Below are 22,855 nucleotides of genomic sequence, written 5' to 3'. Positions count from 1 at the left end.
GCACCTCACGCAGGTGCGTGGATTGAAATAAAATCGGGTAAATCGTTAAGGGCCGTCATAGGCGTCGCACCTCACGCAGGTGCGTGGATTGAAATCTAAACTGGAATGCAAATAACGATTCCGATCTGTAGTCGCACCTCACGCAGGTGCGTGGATTGAAATTCCAGCGTAATAAATCGCCAAGCTTATAAGCAAGTCGCACCTCACGCAGGTGCGTGGATTGAAATGCTTGTCGTTATGCGTTTGTCAGTCAGGCTTTTTGTCGCACCTCACGCAGGTGCGTGGATTGAAATAATCGGCATTTGGATTGCTCCGCGTCCAGACGGAACGTCGCACCTCACGCAGGTGCGTGGATTGAAATTGATGACCTGATCTTGAGTCATCCATGACCCTTAGTCGCACCTCACGCAGGTGCGTGGATTGAAATACTATGATAGAGAAGAACTTGGTCTTTAACAGGTGTCGCACCTCACGCAGGTGCGTGGATTGAAATTTGTCTCCCAGCACCAGCATGATGCGTAATTGCTTGTCGCACCTCACGCAGGTGCGTGGATTGAAATAGCTATATTGCGCCAGTCGGCGTAAGTGGCGAGGTCGCACCTCACGCAGGTGCGTGGATTGAAATTTCGTTTGCTCGGCGTCGTCAGCCACGTACAAGGTCGCACCTCACGCAGGTGCGTGGATTGAAATTTCGGATTCGGCGGCGATTCCGCACATGACCGGTGGTCGCACCTTACGCAGGTGCGTGGATTGAAATTCCTGTCGTGATTGACCGGTACGCCCCATTGACTGTCGCACCTCACGCAGGTGCGTGGATTGAAATTGTGGATAGGACAGTAGTATTCATTGCTGATCGCAAGTCGCACCTCACGCAGGCGCGTGGATTGAAATATCTTAAATGGGCCTGCACCAAAGCTGCGGATATCGTCGCACCTCACGCAGGTGCGTGGATTGAAATTAGTCTATGAAACCATTGAAGACCAATGGGACGTGTCGCACCTCACGCAGGTGCGTGGATTGAAATTCGATATTCCAATGGAACAGCTTTACCGATGGAGTCGCACCTCACGCAGGTGCGTGGATTGAAATTCGTACGATGCACTGTCCTATGTTGAGGAAGCTAGTCGCACCTCACGCAGGTGCGTGGATTGAAATGTTTGCTTGCCAAGTTAACAGTGTAGATCGGTTGTCGCACCTCACGCAGGTGCGTGGATTGAAATGTTTGTAAATGCCCAGTATTCACGGTCCCCGTAAGTCGCACCTCACGCAGGTGCGTGGATTGAAATTTAAAAGAGAAATTTAGCGATGTATGGTCGAATGGTCGCACCTCACGTAGGTGCGTGGATTGAAATCTGTGAGCGCCCTGTTTTCGATCCAATCCGTTCCGTCGCACCTCACGCAGGTGCGTGGATTGAAATTAGACTATCAATCCTGAAAGTGAATTCACGCCGGTCGCACCTCACGCAGGTGCGTGGATTGAAAACATGTAAACCGTAAGTGAGGGAATGTTGCAATGAGTCGCACCTCACGCAGGTGCGCGGATTGAAATACCTGTGAATTATCGGGCGTGAGATTAAATATGTGTCGCACCTCACGTAGGTGCCTAGATTGAAATTCGATAGACCCTATCGTGTATCGTCGAATTTTCTTTATGACAGGTAAGGTGTCTGTTTCCAGACCTCAGCTCGTGCATACCGATGAATAGTACAGAAAGGTTTTGTAGAACGCACCTTCTTAACTCCTCTTGTTAGTTACAGTAAAGACTCCCTCCCTAATATTTTAACAATATCTATGAAAACCTCGTGAGAATTGATTGCCGAACATATGTTAGCTGACAACCAGTTGTCAAATATGTGGTGTATAGTTGTATTATTGGAAATCCAACTTAGCTTATTTACATAACGAAGGAGTGATGGGATGGACTACATTGCACATATCCGGGAAAGCGACGGTCAGATTCAGAGCGTAGAGGAGCATCTTCTTGGAGTTAAAGAACTTGCAGAATCATACGGGGCAAAAATAGGTGTCAAACACATCGCAGGCTTAGCAGGAATGCTGCATGATATGGGCAAGTACACAAATGTGTTCAAGGACTATATTCTACAAGCTGTGCAAAATCCTAATTCTCCTCCCAAAAGAGGCAGCGTCGACCATTCAACCGCTGGCGGCAAGCTGCTTTACGAACTTCTACATACAGGCCCAACAAATAGGTATCCGTGGATATTAGCCGAGGTCGTGGGTAACGCGATTATATCGCATCACTCCTATCTGCATGATTTCCTTAATCAGACGTTGGAGTCAGACTATCTGCATCGCGTTCGTGACAAGGATCTGAACAAAGAAGGAGAGTATGATAGGGCCAAGCGGTGCTTGTTCGAGAAGGTGATAAGCGAGCCAGAACTGCAACGTTACATAGATGAAGCTGCTAGGGAATTGAAGGCCTATCTTGAGTGGAATGCCCCTGAGATAGGACTTGAAGGCAAGCTCATGTTTTTAACCAAATTTGTGTTTAGCGCACTGATTGACGCTGATCGTACGAATACTAGATTATTCGAGGCCAACCAATCACATGAGCCCGAGCTAAATCACACCTCATTATTCCACGATTACTATGACAAGCTTATGTTGAAGATGAACAATCTACAGGCATCAGCAAGTGCGTCTACTTCAATTAATCTCCTAAGAGCTGCAATGTCTGAGCGCTGCGACTCGTTTGCTGACAAACCATCAGGTATCTATACGTTGTCCATTCCGACGGGTGGGGGAAAGACACTGGCGAGCTTCCGTTATGCACTCAAGCATGCCAAGCAATATGCCAAAAAACACATCATCTATATCGTTCCATTCACTACGATTATCGAGCAGAATGCCGAAGAGTTAAGAAAGATTATTAACGATGAAGCTAACCTTCTAGAGCACCATTCCAATGTAATTGATGACTCAAATGACGACGACGAAGATTCGGACGGAATGATGAATAAGCAGCAAAAGCTAAAACTAGCCAAGGATAACTGGGACTCTCCGATTATTTTTACAACAATGGTTCAATTCCTCAATGTGTTCTATGCCAAGGGAAGCCGGAATATCCGGCGGCTGCATAACTTAAGCGAAGCAGTTATTATTTTCGACGAGGTACAGAAGATTCCGACGAGCTGCGTCTCTCTATTCAATTATGCGCTTAACTTCCTTAAAGCTTACTGCCACTCCAGTCTTATTCTCTGTACGGCAACTCAACCTGCTCTCAACAACGTTGAACATAAGCTTGTAATCAACAAAGACGCTGAAATAATAGATAATCTAGATCATGTAATAGAAGCTTTTAAACGTGTGGAAATCATAGACAGAGCGACCGATGAATCGTTTGATAATGATAAGCTTGCAGTCTTTGTCATGGAGCAAATAAATGAGCTTCAAAGCGTGCTTGTTATTCTGAACACGAAATCGGTTGTAAAGGGACTATATGCGAAGCTGCCGACTGATGACATTCCTGTGTACCACTTAAGCACATCCATGTGTGCCGCTCATCGTAATCGAATTTTGAGCAAGGTAAAAGATCACCTCAAGCATAGCGAAAAGGTTATATGCATAAGCACACAATTAATTGAGGCAGGAGTGGATATCAGCTTTGATTGTGTGATTCGTTCACTAGCCGGCCTGGATTCGGTAGCGCAAGCAGCTGGAAGGTGTAATCGTCATGGCAAAAGCGCTATTCAGCAAGTCTATGTGATCGATCATGAGGAAGAGAATCTCAAGTATCTGAAGGAAATCAAAGTCGGTAAAGAAGTTGCGAAAAGAATTTTAATCGATCTGAGGCGAGATGGAGTTGCTCACGGAGGTCATATATTGTCGGTCCAAGCGATGCAACGGTATTTTCAATCGTATTATGCGGAATTTAGTACCAGTCTTAATTATCGTGTGAATTCGTTAAAGAAGAATATGATCGAATTGCTGACAGAAAATAGACGAAAAATCGATTCCTACCATGTTTCTTATTTTGTTCAAAATAAGAAACAAGATCTCCCTCTATTCAATGTCAATAGTTATAGAACGGCAGCGGACCACTTCCATGTGATTGACGATCGCACAACGTCCGTCATTGTGCCGTATGGGTCCGAGGGCAAGGACATCATCTCTAGGTTAAATGGGGATGAGACGATTGAAGATCTATCGAAATTATTGAAGAAGGCCCAACAGTATACGATTAATCTGTTTCGGTACGAGCTAGATCAGTTGGATCAGAACGGTGGATTAGTGTCGTTGCTCGACGGTAAAGTATTTGCGTTAACGGAGGGTGCATACAGTGAGGAGTTCGGATTAAATCTCGAAAATGATGGTCGATTTGATTTGAGCATTTATTAAGATCTGTATTAATACGGTCAATCGAAACAGGAATTTCGCAAATTATTGTAGATAATTGGATTTTCTGGTAGTAAAATTAGAAAGTAAAGATTATTCTGACATTTTCAGATCGAGAGGAGGTGAGTCTATGAGAAATTCGATAGAATTTGTCGTTTATGGAGATTACGCACTGTTCACCGATCCGCTAACGAAGCTTGGCGGAGAGAAGCTTTCGTACCAAGTGCCTACCTACCAAGCTTTGAAAGGAATAGTAGAATCCATATATTGGAAGCCGACACTGCTAATCGTAATAGACGAGGTGCGCGTGATGAAAGCAATTCGGATGGAATCCAAAGGGATTCGTCCTATGGATTATAGCGGTGGAAATACACTCGCTAATTACACCTATTTGAGAGATGTGGCCTATCAGGTTCGAGCGCATTTCGAATTCAATCCGCACCGTCCGGAAATGGCTTATGATCGCAACGAGCATAAGCATCATAACATTCTTAAGCGTTCTTTACAGGCAGGAGGAAGAAGAGATATTTTCCTCGGTGCGAGAGAATGTCAGGCTTACGTGGAGCCTTGCGTATTCGGCGAGGGTGATAGCTTCTACAGCTCCTATGGCGATATTCATCTTGGCAATATGGTCCACGGTATTAACTACCCGGATGAGACAGGCAGGGATCAGTTAGAGATTCGTCTTTGGAATCCGGTCATGAAGAACGGCATTATTCAATTTATTAGACCAGAACAATGCGAACGGGTTCGTACTGTTGCAGACATGAAGCCGAAGCACTTCGATTCTACTAATGTTGAATCGGCAGATGAACTGTATGCGTTATTAGGGGAGGGAGGGAGTCTATGAGCTGGCTGCTTAATTTGTATCAAACCTACGAATCGAATCTGGACAGAGTCGGGAAGATTGAGACGAAGCATAATGATCAAGAGTACACGCTCCTCCCCGTTTCCCATACGACCCAGAATGCACATATCGAGGTTCAGGTGACTGAGGATGGCGAGTATCATTCCGCTAGAGTTATCGACAAGGAAGATGCAAGCACGTTAATCCCATGTACGGAGGACTCTGCGAGTCGTGCAGGTTCGAAGATTGCTCCTTATCCGCTGCACGATAAGCTAAGTTATGTAGCCGGTGATTTCGTTGCTTATGGTGGAGAGATTAAGAAAGAAGAACCTTTCACCTATTACATACAGCAATTAGAGAAATGGGCATCTTCTTCCTACGGTAGCGATAAGGTGAGGAGTATTCACCAATACCTGCGCAAGGGACGACTTATTCAAGATTTAATTAACGATCATATCTTATACGCAGACAGCAACAATCGGTTAATCGATAAATGGGACAAGCAGCACGAATCCCTATCGAGCGTTAGACCGCCTATATATTCCGTTATTGCCGGGGGGCCGGAGAGCGCATTCGTTCGCTTTAATGTTTATTCGCCAAATGATGATTCCCTTGACGTATGGAAGGATCAGAAGGTCTATAATTCTTTCATTCAGTTCTATAGCCACCAACTAGGTGAAGAGGACATCTGTTATGTTACTGGAGATACGAGACCGAGTACGGACAAGCATGCTAACAAAATAAGAAATGCTGCAGATAAAGCGAAGCTTATATCGGCTAATGACGGCAGCGGCTTTACTTATCGAGGACGGTTCAGCCAGAGTAAGGAAGCCGCATGCATTAGCTATGAAGTTTCGCAGAAAGGCCATAACGCACTGAAATGGCTCATTAATCGTCAAGGCAAGATTATCGATGGGCGCGTCTTTCTTGTATGGGGCAATGATGAGCTTGATCTTCCGAGTCCATCAGAGGATTCTTTCGACATTGATCCGGATGCGGTTGTTGTAAAGGAGTACAAATCGTTCACGAATGAGCAGCTTGCAACTGAGCTCGCCAAAGCGCTGAGTGGTTTCCGTAACAGCCTATCCACAGCGAACAAGGATATGAATGTGAACATTATGATTCTGGATTCTGCGACAACAGGACGTATGGCGGTCCTGTATTACCGCAACATGGATAAGGAAATGTACTTGAATAGGCTTACGAAGTGGCATTCCTCATGTGTATGGATACACTCGTATCGTAAGAACAATAATGGTGAATTTATACGATTTTATGGAGCGCCCGCTACGAAAGATATCGCCTTCGCAGCTTATGGGCCCCGTGCTGACGATAAGATTATTAAAGGATTAATGGAACGAATGCTTCCTTGTATCGTCGATGAACGCGAAGTTCCGACAGATATCGTGAACAACGTTTTCCGACGTGCATCAAACCCTGTTTCCATGGAGAAATGGGAATGGGAGAAGACACTTAGCATCGCTTGTGCCTTAATAAATAAGAAGGAGGGATACACTGTGGCATTGGATTTAGATAATAATGATCGCGATTACTTGTTCGGTCGTCTACTTGCAGTTGCTGATATATTAGAGAAACGTATGTTAGGGTACGAAGAAACGCGTGCCAGTAATGCGATTCGGTATATGAATGCCTATTCCACGCATCCTGCTAGAACATGGCAGACGATACAAGCAAGCCTTCAGCCCCATCAAGCGAGATTGGGTACAAGGTATAAGTATGTATCCGATTATGCAGGTATTATTGACGAAATCCTTTCTCGTATTCCATTTGATAAGTTTAATAATAACCCACTATCACATACTTATTTGCTAGGCTTCTCAAGCCAACGTCACGAACTAACGCAAGCCAAGGACAAAAGTAAAGCCGATGCCGAAGAGGCATCCATTTGATGAGGAGAGATCACTATGACTATTTTGGATCATAAGATTGATTTTGCTGTTGTATTATCGGTGACTAAGGCAAACCCTAATGGTGATCCTCTGAACGGAAATCGTCCGCGTCAGAACTATGACGGCTATGGTGAGATTTCGGATGTGGCAATCAAGCGGAAGATTCGGAACAGGCTTCAAGATATGGGCGAATCCATCTTTGTTCAATCTAACGACCGCAAGACAGATGTTTATAATAGCTTAAGAGAGCGTGCTGATGGCAATGCGGAGCTGGAGAAAATTATGAAGTCCAAGAATGTACCGAGCGAAGATTTCGCCAGGTTAGCGTGTCAAGAGTGGATCGACGTTCGTAGCTTCGGGCAAGTATTTGCTTTCAAATCGGACAAGGCTGGTGCAGGTGTCTCCGTTGGCGTGAGAGGACCGGTATCCATTCATACGGCGACGAGCTTGGATCGCATTGATGTTACTAGCACTCAAATTACGAAAAGCGTAAATTCAGAGCCTGGTGCAGCAAGAGGATCGGATACAATGGGCATGAAGCATCGTGTGGATTCTGGCGTGTATCTTTTCTTTGGCAGCATCAATACGCAATTGGCTGAAAAGACGGGTTTTACGAATGAAGATGCGGCTAGAGTGAAGCAGGCTCTTATTTCTCTGTTCGAAAATGATCTGTCCTCCGCAAGACCGGAAGGAAGCATGGAAGTGCATAAAGTGTATTGGTGGGAGCATAGCTCGAAGCTTGGCCAATATTCCTCAGCTAAAGTACATCGTTCACTGCTAGTAGAGAAGCGTGGCGAAGCGCCAAAAGAATATAGTGATTATTCGTTCGAGGTGTTGCCTCTCGAAGGCCTCACAGTCGAGATCATTGATGGCCGTTAACGAAGACGATAATGATCTTGTGTTATCGGGCATCCAGCACTTTCAATTTTGCAAGCGGCAATGGGCGCTCATCCATATCGAAAAGCAATGGGAAGAGAATGTGAGAACCATCGAGGGTCAGCATTTGCATCGCAATGCGGACCAGCCGTTCATAAGAGAGAAGCGCGGAGACAAGCTAGTCGTGCGAGCGATGCCTGTTAGATCAAGGCAACTTGGCATTACGGGCGTTTGCGATGTGGTGGAGTTTATTCGCGACGATAACGGGGTCGAGATTGTTGAAGCGGAGGGCAAGTATCTGGCCTATCCGGTGGAGTACAAGCGAGGAAAGCCGAAGACGGGCAATGAAGATGTACTGCAGCTTGTTGCTCAAGCGATATGTCTGGAAGAGATGCTCATGTGTGATATTGACGTGGGCTATCTTTTTTACAATGAAATCAAGCATAGGGTTGAAGTGTCGTTAACAGCGGAGCTTAAACAGGCTGTTATTAAGATTGTTGCTGAAATGCAGGATTATTATAGACGAAGGCACACGCCCAAGGTGAAGACAGGGCCATTCTGTCGGAGCTGCTCCCTTCAACATGTATGTTTGCCGGAGCTTATGAATAAACGAACAGTCAAAAGCTACGTTGAAGGGAAAATCGCCGAATGAAGAAGCTGCTTAATACGTTGTTCGTTACACAGCCGGATGTCTATTTATCCCTTGATGGCGATAACATCGTATTACTCAAGGAACAGGAGAAGCTGGGAAGGCTGCCTCTTCATAATCTAGAATCGATTATAGCTTTCGGTTATACCGGAGCGAGTCCGGCTTTAATGGGATATTGTGCTGAGCGCAATATCTCTATTGCGTTCATGACGATGAATGGCAGATTCATTGCTAGAGTTATTGGGATGAGCAAGGGGAATGTCGTACTGAGAAAGAAACAATATTTGCTTTCAGAGGACGAGGCTGAATCCGCAAAGGTAGCTCGAAACTTCATTGTGGGCAAGATTTATAATCATAAATGGATGCTGGAGAGAATGACAAGGGATTATCCGCTGCGAATTGATGTTCCACAATTCAAGGAGGTTTCGCAGAAGCTATCTTCCCTTATTAAGGAGGTAAGGGCATGTGAAGATTTGGAACTATTGAGAGGTCTAGAAGGTCAAGCGGCGTTTAATTATTATAGATTGTTTGATCCTATGATTTTGCAGCAGAAAGAAGACTTTTATTTCCATACCCGTTCTAGAAGGCCTCCACTGGATAACATCAATGCAATGTTATCTTTCTCCTATACGTTGCTTGCAAATGATATGACGGCTGCGTTAGAAGGAGTCGGATTGGATGCGTATGTGGGATTCTTGCATCGAGATCGTCCTGGGCGTGTATCCTTGGCTTTAGATGTTATGGAGGAGCTTCGAGGCGTCTATGCAGATCGTTTCGTGATCGGGCTAGTTAACAAGAAGGTTCTGAATAAGGATGATTTTCTTAAGAAAGAAAACGGGGCTGTCATTATGAGAGATGACGCTAGAAAGAAGTTTGTGAGCGCATGGCAAGAGAAGAAGCAGGAGAAGATTACGCATCCTTATCTAGGGGAGAAGATCTCTTGGGGATTGGTACCACATGTACAAGCTTTGTTACTTGCCCGCTATTTGCGGGGAGACTTGGACGAGTATCCGCCATTCCTTTGGAAGTAGGTGATTCAGTTGTTGGTGTTGGTCACGTATGATGTCAGTACGCTAAGCAGTGAGGGGCAGAGAAGATTAAGGCTTGTATCGAAGACATGTCAGGACTATGGCCAGCGTGTCCAAAATTCGGTATTCGAATGTGTAGTCGATGAGACGCAGTTGAAAGTGCTCAAGTTAAAGTTGTTCGATATAATCGATAAAGATGAGGATAGCCTTAGGTTTTATCAGCTCGGAAATAATTATAAGAGTAAGGTGGAACATGTGGGAATCAAGGCATCTATTGATTTGGAAGGACCGTTGATTTTCTAGTAGGAAAAAGTAGTGCGAATGTGAAGCTCCCATGAAATCCCTGGGGGATTCGCACCACGATTTAATAGTTTTGGGATAATGAAGGACAGTAATATTGAATGCAAGACACGTTGGGAAGTTGTTTTTGTGCATATATCGTGATTATTTACGCAAAAATGGCAGTCGCACCTCGCTGAGGTGCGTGGATTGAAATTTTTTGTGCTTTACGATATCGCCGGCCGCTATCGTCGCACCTCGCTGAGGTGCGTGGATTGAAATTGACACCTTTGTGCCCGAAGCATCGAAGAGCTCGTCGCACCTCGCTGAGGTGCGTGGATTGAAATATCTAGACAACCTCCCCGCACTCTGTGCATATTTGTCGCACCTCGCTGAGGTGCGTGGATTGAAATTGTGAAGTTCGGAACAACTCGACGGATCGGCCCGTCGCACCTCGCTGAGGTGCGTGGATTGAAATGACTACGACACAGGATCTAATGATCGAATAAACGCGTCGCACCTCGCTGAGGTGCGTGGATTGAAATCTCGGCCTCAACTCGCTCATAGAAAGCCATACGGTCGCACCTCGCTGAGGTGCGTGGATTGAAATAGTTAGGAGTTTGATAATATGGCCGTCACGGTATGTCGCACCTCGCTGAGGTGCGTGGATTGAAATTGTTGTTCGGTAGCCGACCGATCTTGCGGAGCTGGCTTGTCGCACCTCGCTGAGGTGCGTGGATTGAAATAAATGAGCCAACGTTATTCGGGAATTGCTCTCCAGTCGCACCTCGCTGAGGTGCGTGGATTGAAATCGAATGCCAGCGAAATGGATGGGCTCCGTGAATGCGTCGCACCTCGCTGAGGTGCGTGGATTGAAATCTTGGCTTGTTGCTCTTTACCGAATTGCACACGTTGTCGCACCTCGCTGAGGTGCGTGGATTGAAATCTGCGATAGCCCCTATCGCCTTTGATACGCCCTCGAGTCGCACCTCGCTGAGGTGCGTGGATTGAAATTGCTATACCACCCGCCGCCGCGCTGATTACGGCGTCGCACCTCGCTGAGGTGCGTGGATTGAAATTAATTCCGCAAGCATCTCCTGCGCCCTGCTTGTAGGTCGCACCTCGCTGAGGTGCGTGGATTGAAATTCATCAGCCTCTAGTATCGAGAGAAGACTACGAAGTCGCACCTCGCTGAGGTGCGTGGATTGAAATCTTGCAGAGCTGCTAGCACAGGGGGCGGGTAACGTCGCACCTCGCTGAGGTGCGTGGATTGAAATCAGTTTGCCTTTATCAGTGGGTAGGTTCGGCCCAGTCGCACCTCGCTGAGGTGCGTGGATTGAAATTTCCGGCACGCTGTCGCCTAGCTCTTTCGTCAGTGGTCGCACCTCGCTGAGGTGCGTGGATTGAAATTGTTGGCGTATTTCAGCGTCCGCCGCCGGAGCGCGTCGCACCTCGCTGAGGTGCGTGGATTGAAATACAATAAATAAACGTTGATCCTGGTGCTACGGTCGCACCTCGCTGAGGTGCGTGGATTGAAATAGGGGCATGGGTGGTAAGTAATGCAAGACTACTCGTCGCACCTCGCTGAGGTGCGTGGATTGAAATATCGAAAATAATTATGCTGCCGTGGGCATCCGCGAGTCGCACCTCGCTGAGGTGCGTGGATTGAAATTGAAGCAACGGAAGGTGCGGAGGAGACTTCGCCGGTGTCGCACCTCGCTGAGTTGCGTGGATTGAAATTTCCGCAGATACCGAAGCCTGCACGAAGCTCTGCGTCGCACCTCGCTGAGGTGCGTGGATTGAAATTGTCCAAGAGTATTTATATCCTCAGGATACAAAATGGTCGCACCTCGCTGAGGTGCGTGGATTGAAATTCGTGAACGAGCTGCACATCATAGCCGCGATAAGGTCGCACCTCGCTGAGGTGCGTGGATTGAAATATGTATATGTACGATGTGCCATCCAATACGTGGGTCGCACCTCGCTGAGGTGCGTGGATTGAAATTTCGAACGGCGTTTCGAGTATCCAAGGCTGGCAGTCGCACCTCGCTGAGGTGCGTGGATTGAAATATTATTGATCGAGGCGAGAAAGCCGAAGACAAACTAGTCGCACCTCGCTGAGGTGCGTGGATTGAAATATACGAAGCGTGGCGGCAAGCGTGAGGGAGCAGGGTCGCACCTCGCTGAGGTGCGTGGATTGAAATTGTGAAAATAAACGGAAGTGTCGTGACGGGTGGTTGTCGCACCTCGCTGAGGTGCGTGGATTGAAATTCGTATTGCGTTAGATTTTTACCAAATAACAAAGGTCGCACCTCGCTGAGGTGCGTGGATTGAAATGCTCGTATCGTTCAACGAACAGTCGCCGCAGGCAGTCGCACCTCGCTGAGGTGCGTGGATTGAAATTCATAGTACGATGTGCTGTCAGCTTCGAACGTAGTCGCACCTCGCTGAGGTGCGTGGATTGAAATATCGCAGTAGCGCGTCGTAGTGAGCCTCCTACAGGTCGCACCTCACTGAGGTGCGTGTATTGAAATGACTCAACCGCTGTCGCCGTAATCTGACCGGTCAGGTCGCACCTCATATGAGGTACGAAGATTAAAATATCGATGACGGTTTCGATTACTACGCCAAAAGGTGTCACATCTCGTCTGAATAATTACATATGGGCATTTGCATCTATCTTGTGTTAACATGTGCACTAACTAATCCAAAAGCGTTATTAAGAAGGTGAATCATGTCCATTCGAATTAAAATGCTGCTGTCCTTCACGGGCATGCTGGTCATAAGTCTGCTGTTCATCCTGCTCACCGCGAGCCTCTACACGATTGCAGCGACGGGGGATCTTCAGAGCTTCCGCGATATTTATAAGGTTCATTATCAGATCAATCCGTTGACGGAGCAGGGAGAGTCGATCTTCCAAGAGCTGAAGTATTTGGCCAAAAATGATCCCGACGAGCTCCAAAACAAGGAATTGCTGCGTGAATACGACATGAAGCTGAGAGCCGAGAAGTCGGGGCTCTATGTGAGACGCGAGAGCAGCCAAATCTTCGAATCGCTGACGTTCAATCAGCCGGAGCTCAAGCAGGCGCTGCCGCCTTATGATCTGAACAACAATCAAATTCGAAGTACCTTTAACATCAGTGAACGATTTTACGCGTATGCGAAATTCGATTTTCAATATTCGGACGGAGACCGGGGAAGCGTATTCGTCATTCGGGAACGAAGTCCGTTCGCCGAGCTGACTCGCAAGCTGCTTCCTGTCATGTCGCTTTTGCTAATCGGCGTACTTATTATAGCGAACCTGCTGCTGTACCGCTGGATAACGCGCAGCTTCATCAAGCCGCTTAATCAGCTAAGGAATTCCGCCGAACAAATCAAGGCAGGCAATCTCTCGTTCAAGCTCGAGCTCAGCTCCAATGACGAGGTCGGCCAATTAAACGAAGCGTTCGAAAGCATGCGGAAGCAGCTTCAGCAGTCCAATGAGTTGCGCAGGCAGGATGAGGAGAACCGCAAGGAGCTCATCTCCAATATCTCGCATGACCTTCGCACGCCGATCACGAATATTAAAGGGTATATCGAGGGCATTCGGGACGGCGTAGCCAATACGCCCGAGAAAATGGAGACGTACGTTAACATCATCCATTCGAAAGCAGTGAGCATGGATAAGCTGGTCGATGAGCTGTTCCTGTATTCCAAGCTCGATCTGAATCAAGAGCCGTTTTTGTTCAAAGCGGTGGATATGGTCGATTTCCTAGAGGACAGCATCGAGGAGCTGCAATATGATCTGGAGGACAAAGGGGTTTCTTTCAAGTGGGATAACCAAACTTCCGGCCCGCTCATTGCTTATGTGGATTTGGAAAAATTAAAGCGCACGGTTGTCAACATTGTGGATAATGCGATCAAATATATGTCTAACGAGCCGAGACGGTTCAGCATTACGCTGCATGCCGATTCGGAATGGATCACGATGGCGTTCCAGGATAACGGCAGAGGGATATCGGAGGAGGCGATCCCTCAAATATTCGACCGTTTCTATCGCGCGGAGCAATCCCGCAATTCCTCGACGGGCGGCAGCGGGCTAGGGCTGGCGATCGCCCGCCAAATCATTGATGAGCATGGCGGATTCATCCATGCGACAAGCGAGCTCGGAGCAGGAACGACGATTTATATTAAACTGAAACGGCTGGCCAACGAGGAGGCAACATAAGCAATGACGAAAATTCTAATCATTGAAGACGAGGCGACGATTGCTCAGCTGGAACGGGACTATTTTGAACTCAACGGCTTCACTGTCGATCTGTGCTACACCGGCGATGAGGGGCTGAAGCTTGCGCTTGGTGAGGACTACAGCCTTATCATCGTCGATTTGATGCTGCCGGGTCTGGACGGGTTCGAGCTATGCCGGCGCATCCGCGAGGTGAAGGAAGTGCCGATTCTCGTCGTGTCCGCGAAGAAGGAGGAGATCGACAAGATCCGCACGTTCAATCTAGGCGTCGACGACTTTATTACGAAGCCGTTCAGCCCAAGCGAATTGGTCGCAAGAGCGAAGGCTCATCTGACGCGTTACGAGCGGCTGCTCGGCAAGAATAAGCCTGCGGAGCAGGACGAAATCCACATTCGCGGGCTGCAAATCGACAAAGCGTCGCGCCGTGTGTTCGCTAGGGGTGATGAGGTCGCGATTACGACGAAGGAATTCGACCTGCTCGTATTTCTGGCGAGTCATCCGAACCGCGTATTCAGCAAAACAGAGCTGTTCGAGCGAATCTGGGGCATGGATTCCAGCGGCGATATCGCGACGGTTACGGTGCATATCCGCAAGCTTCGCGGGAAGCTTGAGGCCGATCCGTCAAATCCGGAATATATCGAGACGGTATGGGGAGCAGGCTATCGCTTCACCGTGTGAGTTTCGATAAAAATTAGACGAAGTTTATATTTTGTTAATCAATTTGCCCTCGGGAGTTTCTTTCTATCCTCTATGCTAGAGCTACAGGTAACAACAACCCATAGAGGAGTGAAATAAATGATGAACATGAATCCTATCGCCAAAAAAATCGCTACAATTTTAACCGTTACTGCCCTAGGTACAGCAGCATTGCCAGTCGTTGCGCAACAAGCACATGCAGCCACGAACGTCGCAAATATTGCAGCATCGATTGCGCAGCTTACCAATCAGCAGATTGAAGCAGCGGTCAAGGAATTGAATAAACTCGGTATTATGAACGGGTATGCAGACCATTCGATGGGTGAATATAGACAAATTAGCCGTGCCGAATTGGCTACTCTGGTGTACAAAGTGTTCGACTTGGAGAACAAGGCGACAACCGCATCAACAAAGCTTACGGATGTGAATCCGAACGCATGGTATGCGCCTTACGCAACGAAGCTTGTCGGACTTGGCATTATGCAAGCCCAAGACGGAGCATTCAACCCGCAAGGAAAAGTATCGGATGCCGAGCTGTCGCAAGTCGTATCCAAAGCGCTGCAGCGGGATATCAAATCCGTCCAGCACTGGATGAGCGCCTTCTATGCGGAGAGCAGCATCGCAACGCGTGGCGAAACAGCATATTTGCTGCAAACCGCTCGCAAAGCGATTCCTTCCGAGCAGGCCAAGCTTACGAGCGTTAGATCGCTGAACGCCATCACCTTGATTGTCACATTCGATAAGCCGCTTACGGCTGCGGATGAAGTGTTCGCCAAAGCGCAGACGGATTTTGTTTTCAGCGGCGGTCTGACTTTGACGAATATGCCACGATTGAAAACAGGCTCGATCGCGACCTATATCGTGCCGACCTCCGTCCAGAAGGCGGGAGAAACTTACAGCCTAGCTTATAAAGGCACAGCGGCAGGCTCCTTCGCGGGCAGCGGCACGAAACTGAATATGACGGCAGCGAGCCAAGTGACAAACGATACATTCGAGCTGGAATCGCTGAAAGCTAGCGGCGTTATCGACTACGGCTACATCATTTCCGCATACAGCGGCGGCCGTGGAGCGAATGCTTTCGTTCTCAACGATCGCGAGCAAGCGAACGGCCAAACGTATCAAATTATTTCGTCCATGCAAGCTAGACAAGTCGTTATTACGCCTGAGGGCGGCGAACCGATCGTCGCGAAGTACGTTCCGTTCACGCAATCGACGGACGGGAAGCAAGAGCCGAAGTTCCGCTTGCCAGATGGTTTTACCCTGACTCCAGGCGTTAAATATACAGTGTCCTCCGACTGGGCGAATATCGCTAGCGCTTCATTCGTTGCGAAATCGATCGACTCGCTGCAAGTGGCTGGCGCGCAAGCGATTAGCGAAACGTCGATTGAAGTGACCCTGACGCAAGACCCAGGCGATGAGCTGTTCTCCGGACGCAGCGTAACGTTGACAGCACCGAATGGCGACGTGTTAACGGCAAGTTACAAATATTCGAGCCGCAAGGGCGCAACGGGCGTCTTCGATGTAACGAATAACGGCAAATTGATTGCCGGAACGACTTATGCAGTAACGCCTGTCGGCGACTGGGCAACTGCCGCAGCTTCCTCCGTAACCGTGACGCTCAAGTAAGGGAGGGCTTTATGACAAAATGGCTGATCATTGCCATAACATTAAGCGGAATGCTCGTCATTCAAAGCTGCGCCGTACAAGAAGAGAAGACGCCGGAAAAAAAGGAGAGTGTATCGATGTCAGTAGAAGACAGGCTGATTCAAGCAGCGGGGCGCAGAGATTCGCTAACGATCGAGAAACTGGTTCTGGAGGGCGCTAATCTAGACGTTCAAGACGCAAGCGGAAGAACAGCGACGATGATCGCAACCTATAATAATGATCTAGCTTCGGCCAAAGCTCTTATTGAAGCGGGAGCGGACGTGAATCTGCAGGATCATATGCGGAATAGTCCATTTCTGTATGCGGGAGCAGAAGGGTATTTGGATATATTGAAGCTGACGATTGCGGCGGGAGCCGATCCCTCCATCACGAATCGATTCGGAGGAACGGCGCTTATCCCCGCCTCCGAGCACGGATATGTGGATGTGGTCAAGGAGCTTCTGACGCAAACGAAGGTAGAAGTGAACCACGTCAATAACCTTGGGTGGACGGCACTATTGGAAGCGATCATCTTGAACGACGGCAATGCAAGACAGCAGCAGACGATTCAATTGCTCATCGAGCACGGGGCAGACGTGAATATTCCAGACGGCAGCGGCGTTTCCCCATTAAAGCATGCTCAGAAGATGGGCTTCACGGAGATCGAAGCTATATTGCTGAAAGCCGGCGCGAAGTAGAAGCGTCCGGCAGAGAAGCAGCATGATAAGGCGGTATGAGGTCATAACCTTGTACCGCCTTTTCGTTGCATAACGGGATACAAAACCTGTTTCCAATTTAACTTTCACCTCATTATGGCTATAATGGATCGTATCTGATTATTAAGAGAGGAGCAGCTAGGTTATGGACGCTAAAAAAGCGGCATATGAAACGATTGACGAATACATTGCCATGTTCACGCCTGAGGTGCAGCCCGTTCTTCAGCAATTAAGAAGCGTCATAAAGGAAGCCGCGCCGGAGGCTGCCGAAACGATCGGCTATCAGATGCCGGCTTTCAAGCATTACGGGAGTTTGGTCTTTTTTGCAGCGTACAAAAAACACATCGGCTTCTACCCGACTTCAAGCGGAATACCGCCGTTTCTAGAGGAATTGTCGGCTTACAAAGTGTCGAAAGGGGCGATTCAATTCCCGCTTGGCAAACCGTTGCCCTACGATTTAATTCGTAGAATGGTTGCTTATCGAGTCGCCGAAAACGAACAAAAAGCAGCTGAAAAGGGCAAGAAAAAGTAGCCAAATGCCCCAATTCTGTGAAAACCCTAATCCTACGGGCCATGTAAGCGTGTTATAATCTTGCGAGTAGACGTAAGTCGGAACACGACCTAAATCTTATTATGCAGGAGGTACTCATGGTCAGAGAAGGAAAGCCGACAAACAGGCTGACGCTCGTCATGGTGTTGACGATGCTGTTGCTCTGTATCGGTCCGCTGTCCGTTGTATCCGCGCAAGACGGCGCGGTTGCGGAAGGCGTAACGATTAAGCTGGATGGCGAGATTATGAAGATGACCGATCCGGTTCGAACACACGAAGGAAGACTTTATGTTCCTGTATCCCGTATAGCTGACTTGCTCGGAGCAAGCGTAAGCTGGGACAAAGACAACGAGGAAGCAACGATACATACAGTATTGAAGGACAAAATCGTATTCGGAATTGGCGTTCCCGTCGTCTATTTCAACGGCGGCCGCTATATGATGGATGCTGCTCCGTTCATGACGGAAGGAAGAATCTACGTTCCGCTTCGCCACGCTGCCGAGCTGATGCATGCTAAGGTAAACTGGAATGCAGAGGATGCCATTCTAGACTTGGTAACGGTTCAACCGGCTGTTACGACGGAAGAATACGGAATTGATGAGATTAGCAAGGAAATCGGCAGCACGAATGCGGAGCTGTTGAAGCGCAATGGGATTGATGCCAAAGCCGAACTTAAGGTGGGAACGAAGCTGAAGGTGGTCGTGCCTTCGATTCTGGATACACCTGCTAAGCCGTTTACGGAAGCAGACTTAATGCTGCTTGCTAAGATTACGATGGTTGAGGCGGGGTATGAGCCTTATGGGGGACAGCTTGGTATCGCGAACATTATTTTGAATCGTGTCAAGGACAGCCGTTTCCCGGATACGATCAAGGGCGTTATCTATTCCGGCAAGCAATTCCCGCCTGCTCACAATGGTCTGCTTGATAAGAGCAAGCCCAATGAAAGCTCCTTGCGTGCCGCGAAGGATGCTTTGAACGGGAAGAACAACATTGAGGATGCGGTCTACTTCTTTAATCCGAAGGTATCCAAAGGCGAGTTCTGGTCCAGCCTCGACGTTATCGTAACGATCGGGCACCATAGCTTCGCCAAATAAAGCATCGAACGAAGGTCCGTTATGACTCTGAGTCATGACGGGCTTTTTTTCCGTATAAAAGAGTCGCTAGCGCCGTTGAGTCAGTCATCATTCTACAGTAAAATGAATCTAATCATTCATGATCCGGGAGGGGCGCTTGTATGGATAGCAAATACGAAGATCTGGCCGCATATTTCGTGCAGACGCCAATTGAGTTGTTCGGCGTGTATCGGACGGTTCTCGGGGAAGGTCACCATGCGGGCCATAAGTACGAACCTACCAAGAAATGCGCGCTGCTTGTCGCGCTTCGCGGCGACGCCGAGTTCATCTATGACGGCAGCAGCTATATGCTGCAACCAGGCAGGGCGTTCCTCGGCGGCTACAATCGGCATATGGAGATTATTGTGCATTCGCAGGAATTCGAATATTTTCTTATTCATTTCATGCCGGCTGTTCCTGGACAGGCTGTCCTTTCAGTGATGTCCGAGGTGAACGTGCTGCATATCGAGATGGATGCCGCGCTGCTGCAGATGATGGATCAACTGCGGAAGCTATCAACAGGTCTTGGCAATATCGAGCTGCTGGAGAAGAAGACGCTCTTCTATCGCTTGGTCAACAAAGCGCTTTTATTCGAACGGTATCAGCAAAACAGCGACAGCCAGCCGATGATGGAGGGAACGATTGATTATATCCGTCAGCATTATATGGAGCCGATCACGTTAGAGAGCTTAGCGGGCCAGCAGGGGCTCAAGGCTAAGTACTTTTCGTATTTATTCCGCAAATACACGGGTATTGGCCCGATAGATTATTTAATAAAATACCGGATGAGCGTTGCTCATGAGCTCCTCATGAACGAGCCGTTCTCCGTGCGCGACATTGCGAGAAGCGTGGGTTATGCCGATGCTTATTACTTCAGCCGATTGTTCAAGAAACATTACGAGCTGTCGCCAACGGAAGTGAAGCGGCAACAGAGCAGAAATAATCCATCCTAGGTTCGGGAAATAATCTATTTGAAAAGCGATCGTGGAGTGTTATCATTAACGATGATAATGAGAATCACTATCAACTGAAGAGGCGATATCGAAAGGGAGATTGAAATGAAGAAACGTAATATGCCGCTGCTGACGGCGTGCATCATTTTATTAGTGGCGCTGGTTGTCGGCGCGTGCTCGAACAATGCGGGCAACACCGGCAATAAGGGCGGCAACGCAACGAATGCGCCAAGCGAAGCGACCAACAGCCCTTCTAATGAGGGAGATGCCGGACAGGCTTCTTATCCAAGAGAAGTGGATAGCGCAGGCGGCGAGAAAGTGACGATCGAAGCGCAGCCGAAGAGAGTCGCGCTCGTTCATTGGGGCTTGACGCAGGAGCTCATGAATTTCGATCTCGATTCGATCGCGATTACGCTGCCTTTCACAGAGAAGCAGTCGTTCCTCGGAACGGAAGTATACAAACCGTATGTCGCGCAATACGATGACGTTACTGTCGTAGGCGAGAATACGCAGGTGAATCTGGAAGCGTTGCTGCAGTATGCTCCCGATGTCATTCTAGCTGGCAGCGCGACGAATAAAGAAATTGCCGATCAACTGAAACAGATCGCTCCGACCGTCTTTATTGATGAAGAGCAGACGAATGTATGGACGGATTGGCAGGGCGTTATGACGCAGTTCGGCGCTGTGCTCGGACTTGAAGACAACGCAAAAGCAAAGATTGATGAAGCTTCCGTTCAAGTTGAGCAAGCGAAGCAGCAACTAGACGGCGTGGAAGGTACGGTTGCGTATCTGCAAGTGCGTGATAAGAACATTTGGCTGCAAGGTACGACATATGCCGGCGATTACTATGCGCCGCTTGGCTTGACGCCGCCGAAGGAAGCGGAAGGCGACGGCGTAGAGCTGACGCTGGAAGGTCTAGCCGCAATCAACCCAGACCATATTTTCCTCGGCTACTTCAATTACAACGATAAGTCGATGGCCGCACTCTCCGACGAGTGGGAGCAGAGCGAAGTATGGAAAAAGCTAAAAGCTGTCCAGTCGAACCAAGTGTACGCGATCGACGGCGAGATGGCATTCGGTTATGGCCCAATCAGCCGCACCAACGGAACAGCCGCGATTGCCGAGGCTTTTAAGAAGTAAGCAGGATGTTACAAATAGAGTGCCAGCAGGGGGATTAAACTCTCCTGTTGGCGCTTTTTTACTTTACAGCCACAACAAACAAAGAGGGCCCACCCATGAAGGAGCGATCGCTCCAATCATGGGTAGGCCTCTTTGCCATTACTGCCCGCCGCCGGCCAACACGAGCTCAAGCAGCGTACGGAAGCTGGCTGCCAGCCTAGCTGGCGAGATGTTGTCGGCGAGTGCGCCCTCCCGGATTTGTTCGATCGCCCGCACAGCTCGCGGTCCGGTTACAGAAAGCACCTTCACGTCGGCACCGATGAACGTCTTGATCTGGCTAGCGGCCATCGACAAATTGTCGTGCGAGCCGTGATCGGTACCGTTCATGCCGCCAAGACCGGTGCCCGGCGAGTAGCCTTTACTCGACAAGCCCTCGGTTTGGTCGAGCAGCTTGCGCTGCACGGCATCATATTTCGAAGCGGAAGGCTCGCGCTTCTCGGCAGCAAGAATGACCGTATCGTCGAATACGAAGACGTGAACATCAGGGATGCCGGCGCCGCTTAATCTTGACTCGAGATGCGCAGAGAAGCCGCTCGCGTTCAGCCCAGAGCTGCCGATCATGCTGTAGACGTTAGTACCCATACCGCTGCTTGTATGGCCTTGCTTATTCGTCGTAAATTGCTTCGGCCCGTTCTCGCTCGGGATAACGTCGGGGTTGCTAAGCATCTTTGTATGCTGGGCGTGATCGGACTGGACATGTGTTTTCGGTTCGTCCGCTATACTGTTGGCGCAACCGGCAACGGTCAATACGATAACAGACACGGTAAGCAGCTTGGTCATCATAACGGTCATTCAATCATCAGCCTCCATAGGTGAGTGGTCTGCCTTTATAATGACCCTTTCCATCAAATGAATATTCATGGATTGTTGGAAAATAATAAAAGGGATCAAGGTGAAACAGTTGACGCCGTCCATTGGCGGCGCAGCGCGTTTCATTCCGGAGAAATATAGGCGTATGTATTGGGGTGAAACGATACACTTTCCTATATTTTAAGAAACCAATTACCAGGAGGTGCAAGTATTGGTACAGAACGATCAACGGAAGGCAGCAGGTAATAAGACGGTGGACGGCAGCTCTCGCCGCCGGTTTCTCGTTAACTCGGGTTATGCGCTAGGGGGTCTTGTCGTCGGTGGAGCATTAGGCACGCTGATTAAGCCGAAGACGACGGAGGAGACTACGCCGGGTAAGCCAAGCGGCGAACAGACGGCTACTCCGAAAAACTACAATCAGGCGCTCATGTTCTTCACCCAAGAGCAGTACCAAATTGCCGACAGCGCGATGGAACGTATATTTCCCGAGGATGACACCGGTCCTGGAGCTAAGTCGCTTGGCATCGCTTTTTTCCTCGACCACCAGCTTGCCGGAGAGTGGGGCTTCAACAGCCGTGACTACATGTCCCCGCCATTTTACGGAGGAGAGAAGGAACAAGGCTATCAGGGCCGCTTGAAGCGCCGCGAAATATTCGAGATCGGGCTTCGGGAGCTGGAGAACTATAGCCAGCAGCAATACCAATTGCGCTTCGTGAAGCTGACACCGGAGCAGCAGGATGAGGTGCTGAAAGCGTTCGAGGCCGATACGCTGAAGCTGACTACGATCTCTGCGAGCAGCTTCTTCAAAATGCTGCGAAGCAGTACGCTTGAAGGCGCGTACAGTGATCCGCTTTATGGAGGCAATGCCAATATGGGCGGCTGGAAGATGCGTAATTACCCGGGCAATCAGATGGGCTATGTCGATGTTATCGAAAAAGAATTTACGAAAATCGAGCCGAGCAGTCTGCAAGATCACTTGGTGAGTCATTAACATCTGCGACTGCATATAGAGGAGGATCATAGGA

General features: G+C 48.7%; 17 protein-coding genes and 2 CRISPR repeat arrays. Of the genes, 16 read left to right on the top strand and 1 reads right to left on the bottom strand.

Annotated features, from left to right (window positions below):
* Window positions 1-63: 63 nt before the first annotated feature.
* A CRISPR array of direct repeats spans window positions 64-1,615; the repeat unit is 32 nt; unit sequence GTCGCACCTCACGCAGGTGCGTGGATTGAAAT.
* Between the two features lie 302 nt (window positions 1,616-1,917).
* From cas3 to V8F51_RS30370, 15 genes are all read left to right on the top strand, one after another.
* Entirely contained in the window at window positions 1,918-4,359 is a 2,442-nt protein-coding gene (gene cas3 / locus V8F51_RS30440) for a CRISPR-associated helicase Cas3' (RefSeq protein WP_337104260.1), read from the top strand.
* Between the two features lie 127 nt (window positions 4,360-4,486).
* On the top strand, window positions 4,487-5,206 hold the full coding sequence (gene cas5c, locus V8F51_RS30435; RefSeq protein ID WP_337104259.1) for a type I-C CRISPR-associated protein Cas5c: 720 nt from the start codon (window positions 4,487-4,489) through the stop codon (window positions 5,204-5,206).
* Entirely contained in the window at window positions 5,203-7,113 is a 1,911-nt protein-coding gene (gene cas8c, locus V8F51_RS30430) for a type I-C CRISPR-associated protein Cas8c/Csd1 (protein ID WP_337104258.1), read from the top strand. Before cas5c ends, cas8c begins: the two co-directional genes overlap by 4 nt.
* Window positions 7,114-7,128: 15 nt before the next feature.
* Window positions 7,129-7,992 (top strand): type I-C CRISPR-associated protein Cas7/Csd2, encoded by an 864-nt coding sequence (gene cas7c, locus V8F51_RS30425; RefSeq protein ID WP_337104257.1) that lies wholly within the window; start codon window positions 7,129-7,131, stop codon window positions 7,990-7,992.
* On the top strand, window positions 7,982-8,641 hold the full coding sequence (cas4, locus tag V8F51_RS30420; protein WP_337104256.1) for a CRISPR-associated protein Cas4: 660 nt from the start codon (window positions 7,982-7,984) through the stop codon (window positions 8,639-8,641). Before cas7c ends, cas4 begins: the two co-directional genes overlap by 11 nt.
* Entirely contained in the window at window positions 8,638-9,669 is a 1,032-nt protein-coding gene (gene cas1c / locus V8F51_RS30415) for a type I-C CRISPR-associated endonuclease Cas1c (RefSeq protein WP_337104255.1), read from the top strand. Before cas4 ends, cas1c begins: the two co-directional genes overlap by 4 nt.
* 9 nt (window positions 9,670-9,678) lie before the next feature.
* On the top strand, window positions 9,679-9,969 hold the full coding sequence (cas2, locus tag V8F51_RS30410) for a CRISPR-associated endonuclease Cas2 (RefSeq protein WP_337104254.1): 291 nt from the start codon (window positions 9,679-9,681) through the stop codon (window positions 9,967-9,969).
* A 161-nt stretch (window positions 9,970-10,130) separates the two neighbouring features.
* Window positions 10,131-12,479: a CRISPR direct-repeat array (repeat unit 32 nt; unit sequence GTCGCACCTCGCTGAGGTGCGTGGATTGAAAT).
* A 200-nt stretch (window positions 12,480-12,679) separates the two neighbouring features.
* On the top strand, window positions 12,680-14,152 hold the full coding sequence (locus V8F51_RS30405) for a sensor histidine kinase (protein ID WP_337104253.1): 1,473 nt from the start codon (window positions 12,680-12,682) through the stop codon (window positions 14,150-14,152).
* Between the two features lie 3 nt (window positions 14,153-14,155).
* Window positions 14,156-14,848, top strand: a complete 693-nt coding sequence (locus tag V8F51_RS30400; RefSeq protein ID WP_337104252.1) for a response regulator transcription factor — start codon at window positions 14,156-14,158, stop codon at window positions 14,846-14,848.
* Between the two features lie 126 nt (window positions 14,849-14,974).
* The gene (locus V8F51_RS30395) at window positions 14,975-16,492 is read left to right on the top strand and encodes an S-layer homology domain-containing protein (protein WP_337104262.1); all 1,518 of its coding nucleotides are present in this window, start codon (window positions 14,975-14,977) and stop codon (window positions 16,490-16,492) included.
* Window positions 16,493-16,503: 11 nt separating this feature from the next.
* On the top strand, window positions 16,504-17,208 hold the full coding sequence (locus V8F51_RS30390; RefSeq protein WP_337104251.1) for an ankyrin repeat domain-containing protein: 705 nt from the start codon (window positions 16,504-16,506) through the stop codon (window positions 17,206-17,208).
* 163 nt (window positions 17,209-17,371) lie between these two features.
* Complete coding sequence (locus V8F51_RS30385) at window positions 17,372-17,758, top strand: iron chaperone (RefSeq protein ID WP_337104250.1); 387 nt, start codon at window positions 17,372-17,374, stop codon at window positions 17,756-17,758.
* Window positions 17,759-17,874: 116 nt separating this feature from the next.
* The gene (locus V8F51_RS30380; protein ID WP_337104249.1) at window positions 17,875-18,870 is read left to right on the top strand and encodes a cell wall hydrolase; all 996 of its coding nucleotides are present in this window, start codon (window positions 17,875-17,877) and stop codon (window positions 18,868-18,870) included.
* Window positions 18,871-19,010: 140 nt separating this feature from the next.
* Window positions 19,011-19,841, top strand: a complete 831-nt coding sequence (locus V8F51_RS30375; protein ID WP_337104248.1) for a helix-turn-helix transcriptional regulator — start codon at window positions 19,011-19,013, stop codon at window positions 19,839-19,841.
* 105 nt (window positions 19,842-19,946) lie between these two features.
* Complete coding sequence (locus V8F51_RS30370; RefSeq protein ID WP_337104247.1) at window positions 19,947-20,981, top strand: ABC transporter substrate-binding protein; 1,035 nt, start codon at window positions 19,947-19,949, stop codon at window positions 20,979-20,981.
* 138 nt (window positions 20,982-21,119) lie between these two features.
* Here V8F51_RS30370 and V8F51_RS30365 read toward each other — a convergent pair whose 3' ends face one another.
* Window positions 21,120-21,812, bottom strand: coding sequence for a hypothetical protein (locus V8F51_RS30365; protein WP_337104246.1), 693 nt, complete (start codon window positions 21,810-21,812; stop codon window positions 21,120-21,122).
* A gap of 229 nt (window positions 21,813-22,041) precedes the next feature.
* Between V8F51_RS30365 and V8F51_RS30360 the strand changes: the two genes are divergently transcribed.
* Entirely contained in the window at window positions 22,042-22,821 is a 780-nt protein-coding gene (locus V8F51_RS30360; RefSeq protein WP_337104245.1) for a gluconate 2-dehydrogenase subunit 3 family protein, read from the top strand.
* Window positions 22,822-22,855 lie beyond the last annotated feature (34 nt).

Origin of the sequence: Paenibacillus sp. YIM B09110 (genome assembly GCF_037167145.1) — a bacterium.
Classification (GTDB): domain Bacteria; phylum Bacillota; class Bacilli; order Paenibacillales; family Paenibacillaceae; genus Pristimantibacillus.
Note: the sequence above shows the minus strand (reverse complement) of the source record. Positions and strands in the feature narration are given on the sequence as shown.

Coding starts and splice junctions, on each gene's coding strand:
- V8F51_RS30380 (WP_337104249.1), top strand. CDS start 17,875: ATGGTCAGAGAAGGAAAGCCGACAAACAGGCTGACGCTCGTCATGGTG.
- V8F51_RS30365 (WP_337104246.1), bottom strand. CDS start 21,812: ATGACCGTTATGATGACCAAGCTGCTTACCGTGTCTGTTATCGTATTG.
- V8F51_RS30370 (WP_337104247.1), top strand. CDS start 19,947: ATGAAGAAACGTAATATGCCGCTGCTGACGGCGTGCATCATTTTATTA.
- V8F51_RS30390 (WP_337104251.1), top strand. CDS start 16,504: ATGACAAAATGGCTGATCATTGCCATAACATTAAGCGGAATGCTCGTC.
- cas5c (WP_337104259.1), top strand. CDS start 4,487: ATGAGAAATTCGATAGAATTTGTCGTTTATGGAGATTACGCACTGTTC.
- V8F51_RS30385 (WP_337104250.1), top strand. CDS start 17,372: ATGGACGCTAAAAAAGCGGCATATGAAACGATTGACGAATACATTGCC.
- V8F51_RS30395 (WP_337104262.1), top strand. CDS start 14,975: ATGAATCCTATCGCCAAAAAAATCGCTACAATTTTAACCGTTACTGCC.
- cas1c (WP_337104255.1), top strand. CDS start 8,638: ATGAAGAAGCTGCTTAATACGTTGTTCGTTACACAGCCGGATGTCTAT.
- V8F51_RS30400 (WP_337104252.1), top strand. CDS start 14,156: ATGACGAAAATTCTAATCATTGAAGACGAGGCGACGATTGCTCAGCTG.
- cas3 (WP_337104260.1), top strand. CDS start 1,918: ATGGACTACATTGCACATATCCGGGAAAGCGACGGTCAGATTCAGAGC.
- V8F51_RS30405 (WP_337104253.1), top strand. CDS start 12,680: ATGTCCATTCGAATTAAAATGCTGCTGTCCTTCACGGGCATGCTGGTC.
- cas4 (WP_337104256.1), top strand. CDS start 7,982: ATGGCCGTTAACGAAGACGATAATGATCTTGTGTTATCGGGCATCCAG.
- cas7c (WP_337104257.1), top strand. CDS start 7,129: ATGACTATTTTGGATCATAAGATTGATTTTGCTGTTGTATTATCGGTG.
- V8F51_RS30375 (WP_337104248.1), top strand. CDS start 19,011: ATGGATAGCAAATACGAAGATCTGGCCGCATATTTCGTGCAGACGCCA.
- cas8c (WP_337104258.1), top strand. CDS start 5,203: ATGAGCTGGCTGCTTAATTTGTATCAAACCTACGAATCGAATCTGGAC.